Here is a 22,244-nt window from a genome sequence, read left to right as displayed (position 1 = left end):
GATTTGGAGGCTCATATGTCAGAATTTAGGTTTGCAAAAAAACATCGAGAAAAGAAGCCCATTTTTTATCGTTATTGGGTATTTTATTTTATCCTTGCAACGATATGCTTTGTTGGTCTTTTCGCTTGGAGCGAAAGAGATATAGAGATGCAACAGCCATCAGATGATTGGTCTATTGGGTATGAAGTTAAAACAAATTTGCCAGATGACTATCGATTAATGAGTCAAACTTCATTATCAAATGATCAAGGGTATGCATTAGCCTATCTAGATCAACCGAATCAAGTTGTAAAACTAGAATGCTTTGATTGGTTCGGCCACTCAACACATCAAGCTGAAATTGCTCAGGATCATTTGAAAATTCCTTATAACGATATTATGGTAGTACAGGTGTCAGAATATGAGGGACAACTTTATGTGTATTATAGCGACCGTAAGGTGCTATATCGCCTCGCGCTAGATCTTAAAACATTTGATGAAAAATCACATGAATTGTTAACGGAAAATGCTGAATTTTTTGATGTCGAAGGCGCGTATGTTCTCAGTGGAAATAACGAAGAAACGCATTTGTATCAAGGTACAGAAGTATTAATGAGCTATAATGACTATGAAGATCTCACCAATGTTGTTCTTGAAGTCAACAACGAAGTCGCATATTGTGGCATTAATTCATATGAAAAAGGCGTTGTGCTCATTCATAGTGATGACAATGAAAATGCCGTTATTGACATAGAAGATGAAGTTTCGACAAAGTTTTATGGTTATTTCAAAGACATTCATGTTGAAAACGGTCTAATTACAGTCATGTCGAGTAAGTACAATCACTTATCTGCGGGTGCACCCACTTTAATGGGGGTATGGCAATATAATGAACAGACGCTAGAGCCTAAACCACTCAAGTTGTTCTATCACGTGAAAACGAGTTTAAATCCAATTATTACACATGTGGAAAATGATCAGATAAGTTATATATTAGGAACGCAACAAACGATTGATAAAGCGAGTAAAGGTCTTTCAAGATATCCTCAAACGAACGGGGGAATTTTCACAAATGTCTCTCTTTTCACACGAGATGGGGATGTTTTAGTTGAGAATACCAGATTGACCATGACGCGTAAGTATCCAATTGGATACGAGTACTACACGCGAGAAAATGGTGTGAATCAGATTACTTGGTGTGATCGATATGCAGATACATCAACACTTGTGATGGCAGGTCAAGGTGAGGCGTGGATTAAGTACGCAAAAGAGAATTTTAGAATGGGCTTGTCATCCCTTTTATCGGCAGCGGCACTTGCGATCGGGAACACGATTTTCTTTGGAGTCATCTCATGGTTGATCAGTCTTTCGCCATTTTTCAAATATATCGCACTTGCAGGCGTGATCCTGTATCTTTTCAATCGATTCAGTAAAATTTCGAGAGAACGTAAACATGCAATTGTAATGTATATGATGATTGCAGTATTTTCAGTTACTAAACTCATCATGATAGCTGCACCTAAATCGGATTATCGTATGTTTGCTCATATTTATCCTTGGTTATTTGGAAATACAGTGATACTTGCGGTTACCTCTATTGGAACAAGTTTATTATCGCTCTTAATCTTTAAACTATGGCAAAAACAGCATTATTATTATACAAATCGAGTATCTCAATTTTTTATGTTCTTTGGATTTGATATGTATTTCTTCATGTTGAGTATTATGGCGTTTTTTATTTCAGCATTAATGAAAAATAACTTTATGCTGTAAAGCGAATGATATTCAAATTAGTAAATCAGTAGATCAATTAATCAATAAATCAATAAATCTTAAATTCTACTAAATATAAAAAAGGTGAAGGCTATTTATAAAAGCCTTCACCTAACACTTCTCTTACATTTGAAATCATCACGAAAGCATCTGGATCAATGGTTTTAATATACGCTTTTAATCGAATAAACTCTTTTTTATCCATGACAGAAGTGATGATTTCTTTCTCACTCATCGTATAGGCACCTTTTGCTGAGTATATCGTTGCACCGCGTTCTAGCGTGTCGACGATATATTTTTGTATGTGGTCACTTTCTTTCGAAATGATAGAAACATTCACTTTCAGATTAAATCCTTCTATTGCCGTATCGATAATGAAACCATTCATTAGAATCCCTAAAAACGCATAGATGGCAAGTTCAATCCCAAAACTATAAGCAGCAAGTGATACGACGATGAAATCCGCCATCAAAAGGGCTTTTCCAATTTCAATGTGGTGATATTTATTGATGACTTTCGCAATAATATCTGTTCCGCCAGTAGAAGCGTCTTGATTGAAGACAATTCCAAGCCCGATTCCTTGAATGAGTATTCCGACGATCAAATTCACAAATAAGTCATCTACCAATGGTGCTTGAATTTTGAAAAATGTATCAAGGACATAAATAATACCGGTAAGTAAAAAGCTTGCATAGATGGTTTTTGCACCGAAATCACGTCCAATGGTTAAAAATCCAACGATAAATAGAATAATATTGAGTACTAATAAAATTTGCCCGATACTAAATGTCGGGATGATGTCGTTGATGACCATGGCTAAACCGGTTATGCCACCTGTTGCAAGGTTTGCAGGAATTAAGAAAAAGCAGATGCCAATTGCGACGAGTAACGCCCCAAAGGTAATAAAGATATAATTTTTTAGTGTGTTCATAAAGCGTCCTCCTTTGAATAAATGATTTGTATGCTCACGAAGCATCTCTTTCTATTATAGTGGGTAGAGTTGATTTTATCATCAAAATTTCTTATAATTAAGTAACGTTAATATTTATGGAAATTGCATCATTACTTTTTAAGTGCCAAAATCATCTAGTATTCAATTTAAAATGGCTCAATTACGCAATTTTAAAAATTGAGATTCTAATAAATTAGAACTCGATTCTAATAAATTAGAATTATGCAATTTTCTAATTTGTGTAGTTCAAATAACGATCTAAATTTTATCGAAATACTGTAGAAATACAATAAAAACACAATAAGAACACAATAAGAACACAATAAAACTATAAATAAAATAATGGAAGGTGAATTATGACCTATACGATGTTAGAAATCGCATGGCTTTTCCTTGTATACGCGTTTATCGGATGGTTGTGGGAGACGCCTTACGTGTCAATCAAAGAGAAGAAGTTCGTCAATAGAGGGTTCTTAAGAGGCCCCGTTATTCCGATCTATGGATTTGCTGCGACGACGATGATGTTGTCCATGTCGCTAATCGAATCACTGCTTGTATATGACGCCGTAATCAATGTTGTACTCTCCATGATTTATATTGCAAGTATAGCATCTGTCTGGGAATATATGACATCGTTTATCATGGAATACTTGTTTAAAACCCGATGGTGGGACTACTCTGAAAGAAAATTCAACATTAAGGGGCGAATTGCTCTAGATGTGTCTATATTTTGGGGCGTTGGTGGATTTATTTTATGGCGATTTGTCAATACACACGTAATGGCGCTCTATCAATTGATTCCAGCGCTTTACATGGAAACTTTTTTGGTGATTTCATATATCGTCATCTTTATTGATACCGTGACAACGGCGATTGAACTCATTAGTTTACGTAAGTTAGTAGTGAAAATGCAAGAAGCTTCAGAAGAATTAATTGCTACTTTTGTGGAAAAAATGGATACCCTCACTGAGAATATCGAGGGCTTATCTGAAACGATTAGTCATAATTTAGATGAACAAAAGCAAAACTTTGTAACAAAACTTAACGATGCTAAAACAACTTTTAAAGGCAAAATGCCTTATAGACGAATCGAAGGTTTTAAGACCCCATCGGAGTTTTTAGATAATATGATGGATGTTTTAAAGTCTAAAGTTCAAGAATCTGAAACTGCCTTGACGCGTTTTTCTGACAGCTTGACGCATTTAAAATCTAGTTCAAGGTTCTTTAAAAAATATCCACAAGCACGTACAAAACAATTTGAAAGACTCTATGTCACTCGAAATCACTTAATGAATCGAAAAATGACACAAAATAACCAACAGGATATGTTGGAAAAAATCTCTAAGGATTCGATGGATTCGAAGTAAGTTATCAATAAGACAACCTATCGCTCGATAGGTTGTTTGACTATAATGACATGTGGAAACCAGTTTAACAAAGAGGTTTCCACAACGGATGCCTCGTAATACCGATCCTTTCCCTTTGGAGTTAGATCCGTATAAGTTAAATCCCAGTTATTTGGATCATAGACTTCGTAATAGAGCTTCGTATCTACGCGAACATATCCTTTGACGACAATAAAATGACCTGTGACATTTTGATAAAATGCGCCTACATGATATTCAGAATTTGACTCATAGGGAATATAACTCATATCGTTACATATAATGACAAGATTTCCTGCATCAATTGCGTTTGTAATCGTATAAACATCTTGATAATCAAGTTGATGCGCTTCTATTTGGTAGCGTTCAAGTGCAGAGAGAATATCATCAGTCGTCCACCAGCCACCTGTTGAATGGTATTTTTTTCGCGCCATTTCAGCGGTCACATCAAAATTCTCATAAGCCCATTTTCCCACCATTTCAATGCAGGAAGGCCCACAATTGTCTCCAGAATGGGTACCAGTATGACCTTGATCGACATACCACTCGTAAGCTCGGTTATTGCCAACGTAACTGATAAAAGTTGTTCCCAGTCCCCAGTTTTCGACTTGTGCTTTTATAATAGATTCTTGTACAGCATTGGCTTCTTGATTCAGCTGTGAAGGTAGCAGCGCACTTGATTCCGATTGAGAAAATCTCTCTGCATAAGGTGCGGATGTCAGAACGGATTGAACGGGATCAGGTTGAATGATGATGAGCGCCAATACCATAAGGATGAGCCATAGGATTTTTTGACTTTTACGTGCTTGAGATGAAAATGGATTCATATTGAACTCCTATCAATAAAGGAAATAATGACAATCATGCTTTTATTATACCCTTAAAACAATGAAACAACATAAAATATGTCTGAGGGTCGATAGGCGATAGGCGATAGGTGATAGGTGATAGGTCAAGAAAATTAAGATGAATCTTAAGAATTTTCTAATCGAATACTAACCATTATCGGTCATAATGAAAATGAAAGCGAAATCACTACTTATCTGTGGAAATTGCATAATTACCTTTTCGGTGTGAAAGTCATGTGTTGATAAAATTAAAATAGCTCAATCACGCCATTTCAAAAATTGAGATTCTCACAAATAAGAATGATGCAATTTTCTAATCAAATAAAAACGAAACTATTCAAAGGGGAGTACATAATGAATAAAAAATTTGGAAAAAGAGGAATCGTCATCGGATTAGTTGCACTATTGCTCGTATCAACAACGGGATGTAGTGGAAATAATGACTGGATGAACGGCAATAACATTTTAGATGCAAAAATGGATAAAAGTGTTGAACACGTATCTGACTTAAGTGATGTCAAAACATTAGAACTCAACATCGATTTATCTGTGAGCGGTGTAGAAATTGAATCCACTTCATCAGATGAATTGACTTTCAGCCAAAAAGCTTCACATGATAAGCTACTTGCCAAAATGGATGAAAATAAAAAAGGCGATAAGATGATTCTGACATTTAAAAACGACCAATCCATTGATTTAGGATCGGTCAATCAAAATGCAATGGCGACGATTTCAGTACCAGATTCAGTAGAAATTATTCTGATATCGAACTTAGACGTCGGTGGGCTTACAGTGAATATGGATGACTTAACATTCTTAGAAGTGGATGCGAGTTCGGACGTAGGCGAAGTTGTCTTAAATAGTAAAAAAGCGCAAAACAAACTAGAATTTATTCAAATGGAGACAAATGTAGGCGAAATTGTCGCAAATCTTAATGGAGAACAAAAACAGTTACAAGATATAATCACAAGTACAGATACAGGTGAGATTACCATTGACCTCGCTGGTGATTTTGGAAAAGCTCTCAATATTGCAGTAGAAACCAATGTCGGCGATGGCACGGTTAACTTAGGTGGCATATATAAAAAGGCGGTTAAAGTGATTGCCAGTTCAGATGTGGGTGAGTTGAACATAGGAATTCCTAAAAATAATGCTGTAGAAATGACCGTGGATGCACCAGAATTTACATCGGAACTTGATACCAATGGAATTGACTTTAGTCAATCAAAAAATAAATGGATTCTCGATGGCGATAAGCCTGTGATCACACTTGATTTGACTGCGAATGTAGGCGATATTTCCGTAGATTTTGCGAAGTAAGAACGTTTCCCCTATTCCATTTTAATGAAAAATGCATTAAAATAGGGATATAACATGTGAAAGGGGTGCGATTATGTCGGAGAAAAACATGGAAATGATGAAAAAACTGCTAGAAAAGAAAAAAGAGCAGCAACAGCAACACAATCAATTTCGCCCTGATAAAGGAAAAGGCATTAGCAGTAAACCGAAACGCAATCAAAAAGTAGGCGGAGCGAACAATAAAGTGTAATCATGTCAATAAGTGGAGAATGGTGTGAAATCCTATCAAATAGTGAAAGTATACAATAACAATGCAATTCTCGTTTTAAATCCAAGCACAAATGAAGAAGTCATATTTGTTGGCAAAGGCATTGGATTTGGTAAGAAACAAGGAGAGTATCAGAACATTGCATCTGAGTTAGTAGAAAAAACGTTCTTTACTTTTGATGATAAATTGAAACATGACTATATTGAATTGATGAATCAAATTGATGAGCAAGTTTTCATGACTTGCTCTGAATTTCTGCTTAAGGCAACGAAAGTCTTAGGGCCGTTGAATCAGCGAATTTACGTTGTGTTAACGGATCATATTAGTTTTGCACTTGAGAGATTAAAAGCGGGAATGGAAATCCATAATCCGTTTATGGATGAAATTAAATGTCTCTATCCGGAAGAGTTTAAAATGGGAATTCTTGCGAGAGACATGATTTTAAACGATCTTTCAGTGGATATAGGCGAAGAAGAAATCGCAAGTATTGCGCAACATTTAAGTGCAGCGAGAGAGCAAATCGATGTCAAGCAGTCTGTCAAGCAGACGCGCGTGATTAAATCGCTTGTTGAGATCGTCGAATCAGAATTGGGGATTAAGATAAAGAGGGATTTAACTTACAACCGCTTGATTCAGCATTTGAGAAGCACCATTGAGCGCGTACAAAAAGGAACTTATGCGACGAATCCGTTATTGGAATCTGTAAAACGCGAATTGCCAGAAAGTTATCAAATCGCTTTAAAGTTAAAGCAAGTCATTGAAGACGAGTTTGGAATTCCGATGAATGACGATGAAGCGGGATTTATGGCTATACACATTAACCGAATTGAACGACAATAAAATCAATATGACGTGTTACTGTTAAATCAGGCATGAGTCAACAATAGAGTTTTCTATTGTGATTCGTGCTTTTTGTTTTTTGTTTCGAAAGGCTAAATGACGATAAGAATCATCGTGACAATAAAAATCATCATGACAACAAGAATCATCATGACAACAAGAATCATCATGACAACAAGAATCATCATGACGACTCTTTTGTGAGGAGGGAAACGTGGAAAAACAACAATTTTCAAGACTTCAAAATCTCAGTAAAGCTATCATGGTGCCGCTTATTGTGATGCCTGTTGTCGCTATTTTTATGTGCTTCAGCGCGATATTACCTGATGGCGCAGGAGAAGTGATGCGAACGGTTTCTAAGGCATTATTGAGTCATCTTGGATTACTCTGTGCGATTGGGGTATCTGTAGGCATTGCAAAGGAACATCATGGAATTGCGGGACTATCAGGAGCTGTGGGGTTCATTGTGTGCCAAAGCACCTATCAATCGATGAGTTCGTCACCAGACAATGGCGTGCTGATGGGCATCCTAATGGGATTACTCGCAGGGGTGACTTATAATAAAATGTATAAATGGTCACTTCCGGCATATCTAGGTTTCTTCAGTGGCAGACGGTTGGTGCCGATTGTAACAGCTGCAAGTGCCTTGTTCATGGGTCTTTTGTTTTGGCAACTGTTACCGACTCTACACATTGGACTTCAATTGACTGAAGACCTCATCACACACATAGGAATATTGGGTGTTGGCATCTACGGTTTACTGAATCGTCTTTTGATTCCATTTGGATTACATCATGTTTTAAATACAATTATTTGGTTATTCTATGGAACGTTTACTGATGTCTCAGGTTACATTTCACAAGGTGAAATGTGGCGCTTTTTCGCTGGAGATGCTCGTGCAGGTAGTTTTATGGCAGGCTTCTATCCAATCACTCTTTTTGGTTTGCCAGCGGCATGTCTCGCGCTAAAAAACTCAGGTAAAAATCAAGTTAATTCCAAAGTCCTCATGATTGCGGCTCTGGCATCATTTTTAACGGGAATCACAGAACCGATTGAATTCCTTATTCTCTTCATTTCACCATGGCTTTTTATAACTCATGCAGTGATTACTGGATTGGTCATGATGACTACCTCGGCATTTGGAATCCTGCACGGATTTGGCTTTTCTGCTGGTGTGATGGATTATCTTCTGAATTTTCATCTTGCGACGAAACCGCTCCTGATCCTTCCCATTGGAATTGTCACGGCGGGGATTTACTATTTCATTTTCAGTCAAGTGCTTAAGCGAAAGTCATTGCGGGATGATGCCTTAAAATTCTCTCTTGATGAAAATGGTATGGATTCGGTTGTTCGAATCGAACCGGTTTCTTCAATTGCCTCACAATATATACAGGCACTTGGTGGACCTGCAAATTTACTGGAAATCGATGCATGTATTACACGTTTGAGGTGTCGCGTCAATGATGCAGCTCTTGTTCGCGAGGAGGCAATGGTTCAAATCGGCGCAATGGGAATGATAAAACCGAATGCGCATCATGTTCATATAGTCGTTGGTACTGAAGCGGAGAAAATTGCTGAAGACATTCAGCGTTATCTCAATGAAATAAATGAATGATAGAATGATTAAGGGAGAGTGAAAATGGTGAGTGAAAAAAAACAATATCACGTAATACATGCCAAAAAAATGGTTCAAGGTGAAAGCGTCATTGAAAACGTGAGCGTTATTTTTTCCAATCAAATTGAGATGATGATACCCACAGAACAATATCAAAGTGAGGCGTATCAAAGTGAGCAATCGTTAAATAAGATTGAGACTGAAACTTATGCGGATTGGCTTATGCCGGGATTTATCGATTTGCACATTCACGGTGCTAATGGAGCAGATACGATGGACGGTACGTATGAAGCGCTTGAAGTGATTTCACAAGCACTTGTTAGATCGGGGACAACAGCTTATTTACCAACGACGATGACAGTTGAACGAGAAAGAATCCTGAAAGTTTTGGAGACCGTTCGCGTATTTCAAAAAGATCAACTCAACCAATCTGCGCATAGAATAGCAGCAGGTGCAACCGTCATAGGTGTTCATTTAGAAGGGCCGTTTATCAATCCTATTTTTAAGGGGGCACAAGCGGAGACGCATATTCAAGCACCTACGGAAGAATGGATTCTCCCCAATTTAGATGTGGTGAAGATGGTGACTTTTGCTCCGGAGATGGATGTCGATTTTCAATTTACAAAAGCCATGAAAGACAAAGGCGTGTTACTGGCAATGGGGCACTCAGCATGTGATTTTGAAACAGCTCTGAAAGCTTATGATGAAGGTGTTCAGCATGTAACGCATTGTTTTAATGCCGTAACTGGATTACACCATCGAAATCCAGGTGTTATTGGTGCGACTTTGACAAAACCGTTTTCAGTGGATGTGATTGCAGATGGCATTCACATTCATCCAGGGTTTATCGGTGCATTTTTAAAACACATTGGAGTAGAGAATAGCATTCTGATAACGGATTCAATGCGAGCAGCAATGATGCCAGAAGGTGAATATGACTTAGGTGGACAACGCGTGTTTGTGAAAGACGGCGCATGTCGGCTTGAAGATGGCACCTTAGCAGGGAGCATCTTAACAACGGATCAAGCTTTACAAAATCTCATAAAATGGTCAGATTTTAAGGTCGCTCAAGTGGTTCAAATGTTATCAGAAAATCCTGCAAAAAAAATAGGCGTCTTTCATGAAATGGGAAGTCTTCACATTGGAAAAAGAGCGAATTTTGTCATGATGACGAATCAGTTTGAACTTCAAAGTGTATTTGTAGATGGCGTTAAGAACGTATAAGTAGCAGTGAACACAATGGATTAGATAAAGATAGTTGAAAAATAGAAGTGTTGACAAGTAGATGTGTCAACCAATGGAGGATAAACATGAATATCATTATTGTGAAGGATTATGAGGAAATGAGTCGAAAGGCAGCGCACCTTTTTGTCGCGCAATTACTGAATAAACCCAATAGTGTTCTGGGACTCGCAACAGGATCGACCCCACTGGGACTTTATAAGGAGTTAATCAAGTTTTATCAAGAAGGTATGATTACTTTTGAACAAGTAATTGCCTTTAATTTAGACGAGTATATGGGCTTAAAATCATCACATGAGCAAAGTTATGCGCATTTTATGGAAAAAAACTTTTTTAGCCACATTAACTTGCCACTGGAAAATCGATTCATTCCTTCTGGTGTTGCCAGTGATATTGATCGGGAAGCGCATGAATATGATCGAAAGATTACGCATGCTGGCGGGATTGATTTGCAGGTGTTGGGAATTGGCAGAAATGGACATATTGGATTTAATGAACCCGATCTGAAGTTTGAAGCGAGAACCCATCAAGTCACGCTCGATGAACAAACCATTCAGGATAACTCAAGATTTTTTGATTCTATTGAGGAAGTTCCAAAACTCGCCATTAGCATGGGCGTTAAGACCATCATGCAATCGAGAGGCATCGTTTTATTGGCATCTGGAAAGGAAAAGGGCGAAGCTATCAAGAAAATGCTCAGTGGCAATATTACGCCTGAGTTGCCAGCATCAGTGCTACAGCTCCATCCAAACGTAACGGCAATTATCGATGTTGAAGCAGCTTCACAGCTTAATCTTCAGGAACTTCGTGATCAATATCAAATCAGTTCGCCATCACAGGCAAAAGGGGCAATATGTTCGGATTTAGAAAAGTAAAAAAACAGATAATCCTACCGCCTATATCGGGTGAAATAGTCCCACTTGAAGCTGTACCAGATAAAGTGTTTTCAAAGAAAATGCTTGGAGATGGATTTGCGGTCATTGGCGATTCAAAGTGGGTCGTTGCACCTGTATCAGGTCGTTTGATTCATATATTTTCCACAAAACACGCTTTCTGCTTACTGACAGATGATGGTCTTGAAGTCTTGGTTCACGTGGGGATTGATACGGTCCATCTACGCGGGCAAGGCTTTACCGTAAAACAAAAGGAAGGCGACCATGTCTTACAAGGGGATGTCGTCTTCGAGCTGGATTTAACGATATTACAGCAGCATTCGCAGTGGTTGATGACGCCGGTAGTCATTACAAATCGTGAGCGCATACAGTCACTTAAAATTAACTATGGATGTCAGCAATCAATAGCAGGCGAAGTTCAGTTTAAGTAAAAATACAATCAATAAGGATCGCAATCAATAAGGATCGCAATCAATAATGATTTCTATAAATTAAAGTTGTATGAAATACAGGTCAGACAATAAAGGATTAAAAGGATTAAAATGATAAAAGAAGCGTGTGTAGGGTCATATTTAGAAGCTAAAAGTGCTGTTGCAAAAGGTGCAAATCGACTTGAACTATGCGATAATCTGAAAGAAGGTGGAACGACGCCAAGTTTTGGAACTATCCAACTGGCACAACAAACATTAAACGTTCCACTTGCCGTGATGATCCGTCCCAGAGGCGGGGATTTTATCTACTCAGATGATGAAATAGACATTATGAAGAGGGATATTAAAGTATGTCGTTCACTTGGCGTTGAAGGCGTCGTCTTTGGTGTTTTGACGCATGATCATCAAATAGATGTTAAAAAGATGACTGAACTGATTCAATGTGCGTTGCCGATGAAAGTGATTTGTCATATGGCATGCGATGAAGTTGAAAATCGAGACTGGATGATCGAGCAACTGATGGAGCTAGGGGTTGACCGCGTTTTAACAAAAGGTGGTAAACAGCATGCATTGGCACATTTAGACGAACTTAAAAGAATGAATGAACAAGCCAATGGGCGCATTGTTATCGTTGCCGGTGGCGGTGTAACCAGTGATAATTATCATGAAATCATTGAAAAAACTGGCATTCAAGAAGTTCATGGAACACGAATTGTATAATGAAATGAATAACGCTATCGTTGAATCGCTCAAGCATCTGTAAAAGAAGATTTCATATCCTTCTTTTTGGTGCGATTCAACCGATAGCGTTTATTTTTAGTATGAATAATCCAAAGAATCTGCTCGAAGTGACTTGATGACTTCCACTGCAAGACTAACCGTTGAATGAAGATCTTCAAGTGCTGCAAAATTATAATGCGTGTGAACGTATCTCGAAGGAACACCTAAGACAAGTACGGGAACAGCTTTGCCTTGAACATGAATTTTACCTGCATTGGTGCCACCTTTTCTTCTAACGGCACTTTGATAAGGAATGTGGTGGCTATCCGCGAGGTCTTTTGCAAAATCAATAAATCGTCTGTGGCTGATATAACTCGAATCCATGTGGCGAATTTGCGCACCTTTTTTCAGTGCGCACTGCGCTGTAAACGTATCAAAATATAAATCGTCTGCCGGTGACCCTTCAAAGACGATGGCAAAATCAGGATGTACCAACTGACTGGTCACATAAGCCCCTCTCGTTCCAACCTCTTCTTGGCTGGCTAATGCACCGATTACGTCGATGCCGATATCTCCCATTTGATGAAGTCTCTTAAGGGTTTCAATTACTGAGACGCACCCTAAGCGATTATCAAATGCCTTTCCAAATAAGATGCCGTTTTGAGCGTGATACGAAAATTGAACATCAGGCGCTACTGGATCACCTACTTGAATACCCATAAGTTCAGTGACTTCATCTCGAGTGGTAACACCGACATCGATCATGAGCGTTTCAAGTTCTATAGGTGCACTTTTTTCTTTTTCAGACATAAAATGAGGTGGTTTAGAGGCAACAATCCCTTTAACAAGTGAACCGCTTCTGGTTTTGATATGTACAGTATGAGCGGGAATGTTGGTCGTAACCCATCCGCCTAAGCTCGCTATAGCAATGAGTCCATTAGATTTTATACTTTGAACCATAAATCCTACTTCATCTAGATGCGCATCGAGCATTAAAACGGGTCGGTTGCCAGTATTGCTTTTGAGGGCAAGGTAAACGTTGTTCATAGCATCCACAGTCATATCGAATTCCGTACAATACGGTTTGAGTGCAGACACAACATCTTCTTCAAAACCCGAAGGACCAAACGCATTTGTCAAATCTTCAATTAGTTTTAACATGAGAAACCTCCAAACCATTTTATAGATATGATATAATAATTGAGAAATCGCATGATTCTGTTCGCAATTTCTACAAATAATTATATCACGAAATAGAGGCCTTTTAATGAAAGAATTTCGGCAATCGAAATAATGCTTTGTAGAGGAATGAGCTCTGTTTCTAGAACTGAGGCCCCCATGAAACTGTTAAGCAAGAAAAATCCTATTTGTCCAATCTTTACATTATCAAAGGCCATCTTGCGGCCGTTAAATTCCAATGACACACAAGATATTTTTGATCTGAGATCCAATCCGGCGATTTTTCAATACACAGATATGACGCCATATGAATCCATCAAGCGGGCTGAAAAGTTTATTCGTTCAGTCGTTAAAGATGTCAATAAACGCGAAGTATATTTCTGGGGTGTTGAAGTCGAAGGTAAAATAGTAGGGACTATCTGCCTTTGGAATTTTGATTTCTTTTATGAAAAAGGGGAGATTGGATATGAACTATCTCCGGCGTATCAGGGAAAAGGCCTTATGACTGAAGCGCTGAAACACGTTCTAAATTTTGCAGAACATGATCTCAAATTAAAGGCGGTTGAAGCCATTACACATTATGACAATCAACCTTCGGTTGCACTTTTAAAGAAATATGACTTTATCCATCAAGGCATAGCAAAAGAAGTGGATCCTTCACTGGATGAGTCGATTGAGATGATGCTTTATTTAAAAAAATTATAACAAATTTGAGGAGTGTAATGGTGAACATGGAGCAAAATTCAAAGAACCAATCCAACCAATCCAACCAATCCAAACAATCCAAGCAATCACCGAGAAAGGAAGTCAATTGGGACAAAGTGATCAGGAATCTCACCCCGTTTATTATGGTGCTGATCGTGTCGATTATCAATGTCGGATATGGACCCAATTTCGAAAAATACTATCTCAATAGCGTGAATAAGTGGATGAATCAGCTGATGAGCATCGTTTCGGGCTTTTATCGAGATTCACTCGGTGAAATGGCCGTCTATTTACATATCATTCTTCTCGTGGTGATCGGCATTGTGTTATTGTTGAAGCTATTTAAAGGCGGATTTTTAAAGAGCATTTTACAAATACTTCAATATGTCGCACTTGTTTATACTGCATTTATGATTCTTTGGGGATTTCATTACAATCGAGATGGCATCCAAGAGAGAATGAACTTTGAGGTTCAATACTATGACGAAAACGCACTATACGAGCTTGCTTTGGATCTTACAGATGAAGCAAATGCGTTGAGAAACGAACAACTTGAAGATGAAAATGGCGTCATGAGAACAAATGGCAACTACCGTTCTGTATTTGCGCGTGCTTCGGAAGGGTATGATGAGATTGCCCAAACGTATGCATTTTTAGGGGGATTTTATGGCAAGCCAAAACCAATTAAAGCATCTGAGTGGTTGAGTTATACTGGAATTACTGGGATTTACTTCCCATTTACCGCTGAGGCAAATGTCAACATCAACGTACCCGATTTGTTGCTGCCAGCGACGACACTTCATGAAATGGCACATCAACGGGGAGTTGCACCAGAAGATGAAGCCAATTTTATCGCTTATGTGACATCGTGTGTACATCCGGATGCAGATTTTCGCTATTCCGGTACGGTACTTGCCTTAATTCATACAGTAGCAGCTTTAGAAAGTTCAAATCCCGAATTATCCAGTCAAATTCGAAGTCATTATTCAGAGGGACTTAAGCGAGATTTGACGGCTTATAATCAATTTTGGAAACCTTATGAAGGAAGCATCAATGAAATTGCAACAGACGTAAATGACGCGTACTTAAAAGTAAACAATCAATCGGATGGCGTTAAAAGTTATGGAATGATGGTGGACCTATTGTTGGCGTATCGAAATCGTTAACCACGTAATATATTTTAAATATATCAGAAAATGTTCGTGACATTCCTCTCGAGAACGGTTATTATAGTAACTAAAATATAACCACTCGGGAGGTTTTTTATGCAAAAATTTAAGCGAGTCCTCGTGGCAAATCGCGGTGAAATTGCGATTCGCATCTTTAGAGCGTGCCATGAACTTGGGATTCGAACGGTTGCAATCTACTCTGAAGAGGACAAAGAATCACTTTTCAGAACGAAAGCAGATGAGTCTTATCAAATTGGAAAAGGTCTTGGTCCTCTTGAAGCCTATCTTAATATAGATGAAATTATTCAACTTGCGAAGAAAAAGGCGGTAGATGCCATTCATCCTGGGTATGGATTCCTTTCTGAAAATCCTGAATTTGCAAGAAAATGTCAAGAAGCAGGTGTTGTGTTTATTGGACCGGATCACGAGATGATGAATCAACTTGGCGATAAAATTCAATCTAAAAAGGTGGCTATTTCTGTAGGGGTTCCTGTCATACCTGGAATCGAAAAAGCCATCGCGTCGGACGAAGAGGCGGTTAATGCTGCTGAAGTTTGCGGCTATCCAGTGATCTTGAAAGCGGCAGCTGGCGGTGGCGGAAGAGGGATGCGTATCGTCAGAAAACCGGAGGATTTGATAAAAGAGTTTCACAGTGCGAAAAGCGAAGCAAAGAAGGCATTTGGCATTGACGATGTGTTTGTTGAAAAGTACTTAGAAAGTCCAAAACACGTGGAAGTACAAGTCCTCGGAGATGAATATGGAAATCTCGTACATCTCTTTGAACGCGACTGTTCCATTCAAAGACGTCATCAAAAAGTCATCGAGTATACGCCAGCTTTTACGCTTTCTCCTGAAAAACGACATGCGTTATGCCAAGATGCGCTTAAAATAGCGGGAGCAGTCCACTATAAAAATGCCGGAACATGTGAGTTCCTCGTAGATAAAAATGGGGATCATTATTTTATTGAGATGAATCCTCGAATTCAGGTGGAGCATACGGTAACTGAGATGGTAACGGGCATTGACATTGTACAAAGTCAAATTTTAGTTGCTCAAGGATACGCACTTGATTCAGATGAAATTGGGATACCCTCACAAGAAAGCATCACGCTAAATGGTTATTCCATCCAGTGTCGAGTCACCACAGAAGACCCATCGAACCACTTTGCACCTGATACGGGGAGAATTGACGTTTACCGCTCGGGATCCGGTTTTGGGGTTCGATTGGATGGTGGAAATGGATTTACTGGAGCCGTCATTACGCCACACTATGACAGCTTACTGGTCAAAGCCACGACACATGGTAGAACGTGGGAAGATGCGATGCGAAAATCAAGACGTGCATTATCGGAACTCAAAATACAGGGCGTGAAGACGAACATTGGTTTTCTTATGAATGTCCTCAATCATGAGCGTTTTATCGCGGGTACGTGTGATACCAATTTCATAGCAGCGCATCCGTCGCTTTTCAATATCGTGCCAAAGGGCGACGTTGAGAAAAAAGTGCTTTCGTATATTGGAAACATCGTAGTCAATCAAACCAAAGGAAATAAACCTGAGTTTGATAGTCCTCGAACTGTGCATTATGATCGGGAAGTTTCTAAACAACAATTACAAGGAACCAAGCAACTTCTCGATCGAGTTGGCCCAAAGGGATTGGTCGACTGGATTCAACATCAAAATAAACTTTTAATCACCGATACGACGATGCGAGATGCACAACAATCCCTTATGGCGACGCGTCTGAGGACCATTGACATGAAAAAAATAGCGTCTGCTACAGCGCATCATGCAGGCGACTTGTTTTCGCTTGAAATGTGGGGGGGAGCAACCTTTGACGTCTCCTATCGGTTCTTAAACGAATCTCCATGGGAACGACTGGATCTTTTGAGAGAAAAAATTCCAAACGTGCTCTTTCAAATGTTGATACGTGGTGCCAATACGGTCGGCTATAAAAATTATCCCGACAATGTTGTCAAAGCATTTATTCAAGAATCAGCCAAACGTGGAATCGATGTTTTTCGAATCTTCGATTCTCTTAATTGGCAAAAAGGCATGGAAGTTGCGATTGATGCGGTTCTTGAAAATGGAAAAGTCGCTGAAGCGTGCGTCTGCTATACGGGAGATATTTTAGATGCGTCAAGAGATAAATATGCGCTGAATTATTATGTAGAAAAGGCTAAGATGATTGAACGCTCGGGGGCACACATTCTATGTATCAAAGATATGTCGGCGCTCTTAAAGCCTTATGCAGCAACTAAGCTCATTAAGGCGTTAAAAAACGAAGTATCGATGCCCATCCATTTACACACACATGACACCACAGGCAATGGTGTCGCAACGATCTTGATGGCTGCTGAAGCAGGTGTGGATATCGTCGATGGTGCATTTTCAAGTATGTCCGGACTGACTTCACAACCTTCGCTGAATTCAATTGTCGCAGCATTAAAACACACAGAACGCGATACCCAGTTGAGCAGTGAAAAATTACAGCTCATCAGTGATTATTGGGAGGATGTAAGACCAGTTTACAAGCAGTTTGAATCCGATTTAAAATCGACATCTGCAGAAATCTATCAATATGAAATTCCAGGCGGTCAATACTCCAATCTAAAGCCGCAAGTTGAAAGCTTCGGACTGGGACATCGATTTGGAGAGGTCAAAGAGATGTTTCAAACAGTGAATCAGATGTTTGGAGATATCGTAAAAGTGACGCCTTCTTCGAAAGCGGTGGGAGATATGGCGATTTTTATGGTTCAAAATGACTTAGATGAGAACAACATCATGGAAAAGGGTGCAGAACTCGCTTATCCAGACTCAGTTGTGGCGTATTTTCAAGGGATGATGGGACAGCCGGACGGAGGTTTTCCAGAAGCGCTACAAAAATTGGTGCTAAAAGGGGAAAATGCCATCACATGTCGCCCAGGTGAATTGCTTGAACCTGAAGATTTTGACGCCATTCGTACTAAATTAGAAAACCAATATCATCGCGCATTTCAAATGGATGAAATACTAAGTTATGCACTTTATCCAAAAGTATTTGAAACCTATATGGAAAATCTGAATCACTTGGGAGATTTATCTCGCGTGGGATCCGATGTGTTTTTTCACGGCATGTCAGAAGGTGAAACATGTGAGGTTGAACTGGAATCAGGTAAAAAACTCATTGTGAAGCTTGTTGAAATTGGCAGTCAATCGATAGAGGGTGAGCGAAAATTGACCTTCGATGTCAATGGGAATCGCCGCGAAATATTCATTGAAGATCAGCATGAAACACAGCAAATCAAAAAAGTCACCACAACACTTGCTGATTCGGAGAATCCTTATGAAATTGGCGCATCGATTCCAGGAAAAGTCATGAAGTTACTGGTTCGATCTGGAGACGAGGTAAAAGAAAATCAATTGGTTGCAATTGTTGAAGCCATGAAAATGGAAACCAACATCCTCGCATCAGTGAGCGGTAAAGTGGACACAGTTTTTGTAACGGAAGGTCAATCGGTGAAATCAGGTGAACTTTTAATACGATTGGAAAGTTTATTTTAAGGTATATATTCAATAAGAAGTCAAATGCCTTAAAAAACAGGAGGTCATTATGTATCACTTGATAACTGGAGGAAGCTCTGGACTGGGTTATGAAATTGCAAAATTACTGATACTCATGGATGAACACGTGATTATTTTAGGTAGAAATGTTCAAAAATTAGAAAGTGCGCGTTTAAAACTCCAAGAAATCTCACAAAAAGCAGATGTCCTCGCTTATAGTCTCGATATTTCAGAAGAAAAGGACATTGAAGGGTTTATAGAAACACTTGAATCATCAGGAAGACGCATTAAGCACCTTTATAATGTCGCAGGAACGACTTTTTATGGATCGGCGCTAGAAGTGACAAAAGAAAGCATCGATGAAGTCTTAAGAGCCAATCTAATTGGGTTGATGCTCTTTACATCGAAGATGTTATCTTATATGCTAAAAGATAGGGAAGAAGGAAAGCGAATCATCAGTGTCCTCTCTACCGCAGCACTTGTGGGAAAACGATATGAAACACTCTATAACGCTGCAAAATGGGGCGCAAAGGGGTATTTAGAATCGTTACGTGCAGAACTTCAAGATGTACCTATTGAGGTGATCAATGTCTATCCAGGAGGGATGAAAACACCATTTTGGAATGACACAGCATCTGACTATGATATTGAGCAGTTTATGGATCCGGCAGATGTAGCCAGAAATATCGTCAGAGCGAGTATGGACAAAAAGGTCTATACGACAGATATTACCATCAATCGCCCGAAGTCAATTTAATCCAATCTAAATAATATTAATCCATATAAAAAACATTTGAATTTAAAGTTTCTTGATTTTTAAAGAAAAAGGCAATCGTGCAATTTTAACAAATAATAGTCTACAGGAGTTTCTATGATTGAGTTTTTTCAGTCCAATGTAACTGCACAAAAAGCGTTGATCTCCATCGTTTTGGTGCTCATCAATATTCTATCGGTTCAAATCATGAGTAAAATTCTCTTTAAAGCCATTAAAGAGACCTCGACGTATTACAATTTAAGAAAGCGATTTTACTATTTATTTACAGTAATCATGCTCATTATGATCTACTTTGTTTGGTCAGAATCCAATAACAATTTGATGACTTACATGGGATTTATTTCTGCTGGTATAGCCATTGCGCTTCGCGAGATTTTCACCAATATCGCCGCATGGTTTATCATCGTCTTTCAAAAACCGTTTGAAGTGGGGGATCGCATCCACGTCAATGGCATCACAGGGGATATTATTGATATTCGCTTATTTCAAATCGTTCTGGTGGAGGTATCGTCAAAAGAGTTTGGTGAACAAAGCACCGGCAGAATTGTCCATCTACCGAACAATTTCTTATTTCTACACGCTGTAACAAATGCCAATAGGGGCTTTGAATACATCTGGAACGAAATTGAAGTCCATATCACCCTTGAAAGTGACTGGGAAATGGCAAAAGAACTCCTGATGGAAATTATCAACAGGCACTCGCTGCATTTAACCAAGGAAGCAGAAGAAAAGCTCTATGAAGCGTCTAAAAAGTATATGATTTATTATCATAACTTGACGCCAATTGTCTATTTAAATGTCAAACCGGGTTACATTGAGCTGAATATTCGCTATCTTTGCGAACCTCGACAAGCGCGTGTAACTGAGAATCAAATTTGGCAAGACATTCTGGTAGCGTTTAAAAATGAAGGCGATATTCATTTGATTTAATATCAGATATAACAAGCGGATGATCAGCAGCATCTCTTTGTGGTTAGCGTCATCAAATTTATAATTGAATCACGAACTTTACGCACTAATAACCTATGTTTTACAAAACGATAAACCCTCCATAATATAAGCACACTATGATAACGGTGTAGCGAAAATATTATTGGAGGGTTTTTATTTATGAAAAGTATGGTAAAACGCTTTTTAGCAGGACTGATTGCAGTACTATTGGTATTTGCTGGCTCAGTTTATTTCACACAAGGAAAAGAAGTCAACTTCGCTGATGCAAAAGACAACTATTGGTCGGGGAAAACACCAAAATACATCTTTATGTTTATTGGTGATGGTATGACATATCCGCAATTTACAGCTGCAAGCGATTATCTTGGCGTTGTAAGTAATGAAAACAAAAAAATTGAATCCGATGCATTAACATTTATGGAATTCCCAGTAGCAGGAAGCGCAACGACTTTTGACTCGACTTCATTCTGTCCAGATTCTGCTTCGACTGCAACCTCATTATCGACAGGCTATAAAACACTCAGTGGTGTCATCAACATGGATGAAACTAAAAAAATCGCATACGAAACAATCGCTGAAAAGCTAAAAAAACAATTAGGCTATAAAATTGGTATTATTTCTTCAGTGCCAATCAATCACGCGACACCTGCAGCATATTATGCACATCAACCGTCTAGAAACAACTATTATGAAATTGGACTTGAATTGATTAAAAGTGATTTTGATTACTTTGGCGGTGGAGATTTCTTATTGCCAAGAGGTAAGAAAAACGATCAACAAAGTGTCTATGATTTGGCGAAAATCAACGGATACCAAGTTTTAAATACAAAAGAAAGCATCTTGGGTTTAACAAAAGCAAGTGGTAAAACGATTGCAATTGCACCAACTACAATTGGAGGTGCGCTACCGTATGAAGTAGACAGAAGCGCATCAGACTTATCATTAGCAGACTTTACAAGAAAAGGAATTGACGTATTACAAAACGAAAAAGGGTTTTTTATGATGGTAGAAGGTGGAAAAATTGACTGGGCATGTCATGCGAATGATGCGACTGCAGCGATTCAAGATACCATTGCGTTTGATAACGCAGTAGCAGAAGCTGTAAAATTCTACAATAAATATCCAGAAGATACACTCATCATCGTTACAGGTGACCATGAAACAGGTGGTATGAGCATTGGTTTTGCAGGTACTGGCTATAGCACGTATTTGACACAATTAACGGAACAAACCATGTCATACGAAGCATTTGATGCTCAGATAGAAACTTATAGAACACAAAAAACTTCTTTTGAATCTGTTCTAGTGGATTTAGAGAAAAACTTCGGACTGGTAACAGAAGCAAACAAATCAAAAACAACCTATAGTAACATGGTTTTAACAACTTCTGATGTTGAAAAACTTCAAAAGGCCTATACGTTGAGCATGATCCCTGTAAAAGAACGAAAATTAACGGAAGAAGATGCTTTACTATATGGTGGATATGAGCCACTATCAATGACAGTGACCCATCTTTTAAACAACAAATCGGGTATTGGCTGGACATCGTATTCACATACAGGAATTCCAACTGCAGTATTTGCCAGAGGTATGGGTTCAAGTATGTTCAGTGGTGCATATGACAACACAGATGTATTTTTAAAGCTTAAAGCTTTGACAAAAGTTAAATAAATCATG

The 22,244-nt window shown here is 38.7% G+C and carries 18 protein-coding genes and 1 pseudogene; 16 read left to right on the top strand and 3 right to left on the bottom strand.

Features of this window, described 5'->3' with window-relative positions; genetic code table 11:
* Window positions 1-15 precede the first annotated feature (15 nt).
* Complete coding sequence (locus ACZ41W_RS07970) at window positions 16-1,752, top strand: hypothetical protein (protein ID WP_464311465.1); 1,737 nt, start codon at window positions 16-18, stop codon at window positions 1,750-1,752.
* A gap of 91 nt (window positions 1,753-1,843) precedes the next feature.
* Here ACZ41W_RS07970 and ACZ41W_RS07965 read toward each other — a convergent pair whose 3' ends face one another.
* Entirely contained in the window at window positions 1,844-2,683 is an 840-nt protein-coding gene (locus ACZ41W_RS07965) for a YitT family protein (RefSeq protein WP_464311464.1), read from the bottom strand.
* Between the two features lie 377 nt (window positions 2,684-3,060).
* Between ACZ41W_RS07965 and ACZ41W_RS07960 the strand changes: the two genes are divergently transcribed.
* Window positions 3,061-4,071, top strand: coding sequence for a putative ABC transporter permease (locus ACZ41W_RS07960; protein WP_464311463.1), 1,011 nt, complete (start codon window positions 3,061-3,063; stop codon window positions 4,069-4,071).
* Window positions 4,072-4,088: 17 nt separating this feature from the next.
* On the opposite strand, the gene ACZ41W_RS07955 is transcribed toward ACZ41W_RS07960, so the two are convergent.
* Window positions 4,089-4,916, bottom strand: a complete 828-nt coding sequence (locus ACZ41W_RS07955) for a cysteine peptidase family C39 domain-containing protein (protein ID WP_464311462.1) — start codon at window positions 4,914-4,916, stop codon at window positions 4,089-4,091.
* Between the two features lie 375 nt (window positions 4,917-5,291).
* Between ACZ41W_RS07955 and ACZ41W_RS07950 the strand changes: the two genes are divergently transcribed.
* The 8 genes and pseudogenes from ACZ41W_RS07950 to ACZ41W_RS07915 all read left to right on the top strand — a co-directional run bounded on the left by ACZ41W_RS07950 (window position 5,292) and on the right by ACZ41W_RS07915 (window position 12,245).
* Complete coding sequence (locus ACZ41W_RS07950) at window positions 5,292-6,257, top strand: hypothetical protein (protein WP_464311461.1); 966 nt, start codon at window positions 5,292-5,294, stop codon at window positions 6,255-6,257.
* A 73-nt stretch (window positions 6,258-6,330) separates the two neighbouring features.
* Entirely contained in the window at window positions 6,331-6,486 is a 156-nt protein-coding gene (locus ACZ41W_RS07945) for a hypothetical protein (protein ID WP_464311460.1), read from the top strand.
* A 24-nt stretch (window positions 6,487-6,510) separates the two neighbouring features.
* Window positions 6,511-7,344: a PRD domain-containing protein gene (locus ACZ41W_RS07940; RefSeq protein WP_464311459.1), complete on the top strand. Its 834-nt coding sequence runs from the start codon at window positions 6,511-6,513 to the stop codon at window positions 7,342-7,344.
* 214 nt (window positions 7,345-7,558) lie between these two features.
* Complete coding sequence (locus tag ACZ41W_RS07935; protein WP_464311458.1) at window positions 7,559-8,959, top strand: PTS transporter subunit EIIC; 1,401 nt, start codon at window positions 7,559-7,561, stop codon at window positions 8,957-8,959.
* Between the two features lie 24 nt (window positions 8,960-8,983).
* Window positions 8,984-10,183, top strand: coding sequence for an N-acetylglucosamine-6-phosphate deacetylase (gene nagA, locus ACZ41W_RS07930; protein WP_464311457.1), 1,200 nt, complete (start codon window positions 8,984-8,986; stop codon window positions 10,181-10,183).
* An 86-nt stretch (window positions 10,184-10,269) separates the two neighbouring features.
* Window positions 10,270-10,992: pseudogene (nagB, locus tag ACZ41W_RS07925) on the top strand (glucosamine-6-phosphate deaminase); the annotation flags it as partial.
* Between the two features lie 62 nt (window positions 10,993-11,054).
* Entirely contained in the window at window positions 11,055-11,525 is a 471-nt protein-coding gene (locus tag ACZ41W_RS07920; protein ID WP_464311456.1) for a PTS sugar transporter subunit IIA, read from the top strand.
* A gap of 111 nt (window positions 11,526-11,636) precedes the next feature.
* On the top strand, window positions 11,637-12,245 hold the full coding sequence (locus tag ACZ41W_RS07915) for a copper homeostasis protein CutC (protein ID WP_464311455.1): 609 nt from the start codon (window positions 11,637-11,639) through the stop codon (window positions 12,243-12,245).
* Window positions 12,246-12,341: 96 nt separating this feature from the next.
* On the opposite strand, the gene ACZ41W_RS07910 is transcribed toward ACZ41W_RS07915, so the two are convergent.
* Window positions 12,342-13,406: a M42 family metallopeptidase gene (locus ACZ41W_RS07910; protein WP_464311454.1), complete on the bottom strand. Its 1,065-nt coding sequence runs from the start codon at window positions 13,404-13,406 to the stop codon at window positions 12,342-12,344.
* Between the two features lie 177 nt (window positions 13,407-13,583).
* On the opposite strand from ACZ41W_RS07910, the gene ACZ41W_RS07905 reads away from it, so the two are divergent.
* The 6 genes from ACZ41W_RS07905 to ACZ41W_RS07880 all read left to right on the top strand — a co-directional run bounded on the left by ACZ41W_RS07905 (window position 13,584) and on the right by ACZ41W_RS07880 (window position 22,238).
* Window positions 13,584-14,129: a GNAT family N-acetyltransferase gene (locus ACZ41W_RS07905; protein ID WP_464311453.1), complete on the top strand. Its 546-nt coding sequence runs from the start codon at window positions 13,584-13,586 to the stop codon at window positions 14,127-14,129.
* A 26-nt stretch (window positions 14,130-14,155) separates the two neighbouring features.
* On the top strand, window positions 14,156-15,295 hold the full coding sequence (locus ACZ41W_RS07900) for a DUF3810 domain-containing protein (RefSeq protein WP_464311452.1): 1,140 nt from the start codon (window positions 14,156-14,158) through the stop codon (window positions 15,293-15,295).
* 99 nt (window positions 15,296-15,394) lie between these two features.
* On the top strand, window positions 15,395-18,841 hold the full coding sequence (locus ACZ41W_RS07895) for a pyruvate carboxylase (protein WP_464311451.1): 3,447 nt from the start codon (window positions 15,395-15,397) through the stop codon (window positions 18,839-18,841).
* A gap of 49 nt (window positions 18,842-18,890) precedes the next feature.
* On the top strand, window positions 18,891-19,598 hold the full coding sequence (locus tag ACZ41W_RS07890; RefSeq protein ID WP_464311450.1) for an SDR family NAD(P)-dependent oxidoreductase: 708 nt from the start codon (window positions 18,891-18,893) through the stop codon (window positions 19,596-19,598).
* A 114-nt stretch (window positions 19,599-19,712) separates the two neighbouring features.
* Entirely contained in the window at window positions 19,713-20,546 is an 834-nt protein-coding gene (locus tag ACZ41W_RS07885; RefSeq protein WP_464311449.1) for a mechanosensitive ion channel family protein, read from the top strand.
* Between the two features lie 180 nt (window positions 20,547-20,726).
* The gene (locus ACZ41W_RS07880) at window positions 20,727-22,238 is read left to right on the top strand and encodes an alkaline phosphatase (RefSeq protein ID WP_464311448.1); all 1,512 of its coding nucleotides are present in this window, start codon (window positions 20,727-20,729) and stop codon (window positions 22,236-22,238) included.
* The last annotated feature ends 6 nt before the right edge of the window (window positions 22,239-22,244 follow it).

The sequence above is a fragment of the Fusibacter fontis genome, assembly GCF_055378735.1.
Note: the sequence above shows the minus strand (reverse complement) of the source record. Positions and strands in the feature narration are given on the sequence as shown.

Bases quoted from the DNA above. Each gene is read 5' to 3' on its own strand.
- ACZ41W_RS07970 (WP_464311465.1), top strand. From the start codon at position 16: ATGTCAGAATTTAGGTTTGCAAAAAAACATCGAGAAAAGAAGCCCATT.
- ACZ41W_RS07965 (WP_464311464.1), bottom strand. From the start codon at position 2,683: ATGAACACACTAAAAAATTATATCTTTATTACCTTTGGGGCGTTACTC.
- ACZ41W_RS07960 (WP_464311463.1), top strand. From the start codon at position 3,061: ATGACCTATACGATGTTAGAAATCGCATGGCTTTTCCTTGTATACGCG.
- ACZ41W_RS07955 (WP_464311462.1), bottom strand. From the start codon at position 4,916: ATGAATCCATTTTCATCTCAAGCACGTAAAAGTCAAAAAATCCTATGG.
- ACZ41W_RS07950 (WP_464311461.1), top strand. From the start codon at position 5,292: ATGAATAAAAAATTTGGAAAAAGAGGAATCGTCATCGGATTAGTTGCA.
- ACZ41W_RS07945 (WP_464311460.1), top strand. From the start codon at position 6,331: ATGTCGGAGAAAAACATGGAAATGATGAAAAAACTGCTAGAAAAGAAA.
- nagA (WP_464311457.1), top strand. From the start codon at position 8,984: ATGGTGAGTGAAAAAAAACAATATCACGTAATACATGCCAAAAAAATG.
- ACZ41W_RS07920 (WP_464311456.1), top strand. From the start codon at position 11,055: ATGTTCGGATTTAGAAAAGTAAAAAAACAGATAATCCTACCGCCTATA.
- ACZ41W_RS07915 (WP_464311455.1), top strand. From the start codon at position 11,637: ATGATAAAAGAAGCGTGTGTAGGGTCATATTTAGAAGCTAAAAGTGCT.
- ACZ41W_RS07910 (WP_464311454.1), bottom strand. From the start codon at position 13,406: ATGTTAAAACTAATTGAAGATTTGACAAATGCGTTTGGTCCTTCGGGT.
- ACZ41W_RS07905 (WP_464311453.1), top strand. From the start codon at position 13,584: ATGAAACTGTTAAGCAAGAAAAATCCTATTTGTCCAATCTTTACATTA.
- ACZ41W_RS07900 (WP_464311452.1), top strand. From the start codon at position 14,156: ATGGAGCAAAATTCAAAGAACCAATCCAACCAATCCAACCAATCCAAA.
- ACZ41W_RS07895 (WP_464311451.1), top strand. From the start codon at position 15,395: ATGCAAAAATTTAAGCGAGTCCTCGTGGCAAATCGCGGTGAAATTGCG.
- ACZ41W_RS07890 (WP_464311450.1), top strand. From the start codon at position 18,891: ATGTATCACTTGATAACTGGAGGAAGCTCTGGACTGGGTTATGAAATT.
- ACZ41W_RS07885 (WP_464311449.1), top strand. From the start codon at position 19,713: ATGATTGAGTTTTTTCAGTCCAATGTAACTGCACAAAAAGCGTTGATC.
- ACZ41W_RS07880 (WP_464311448.1), top strand. From the start codon at position 20,727: ATGAAAAGTATGGTAAAACGCTTTTTAGCAGGACTGATTGCAGTACTA.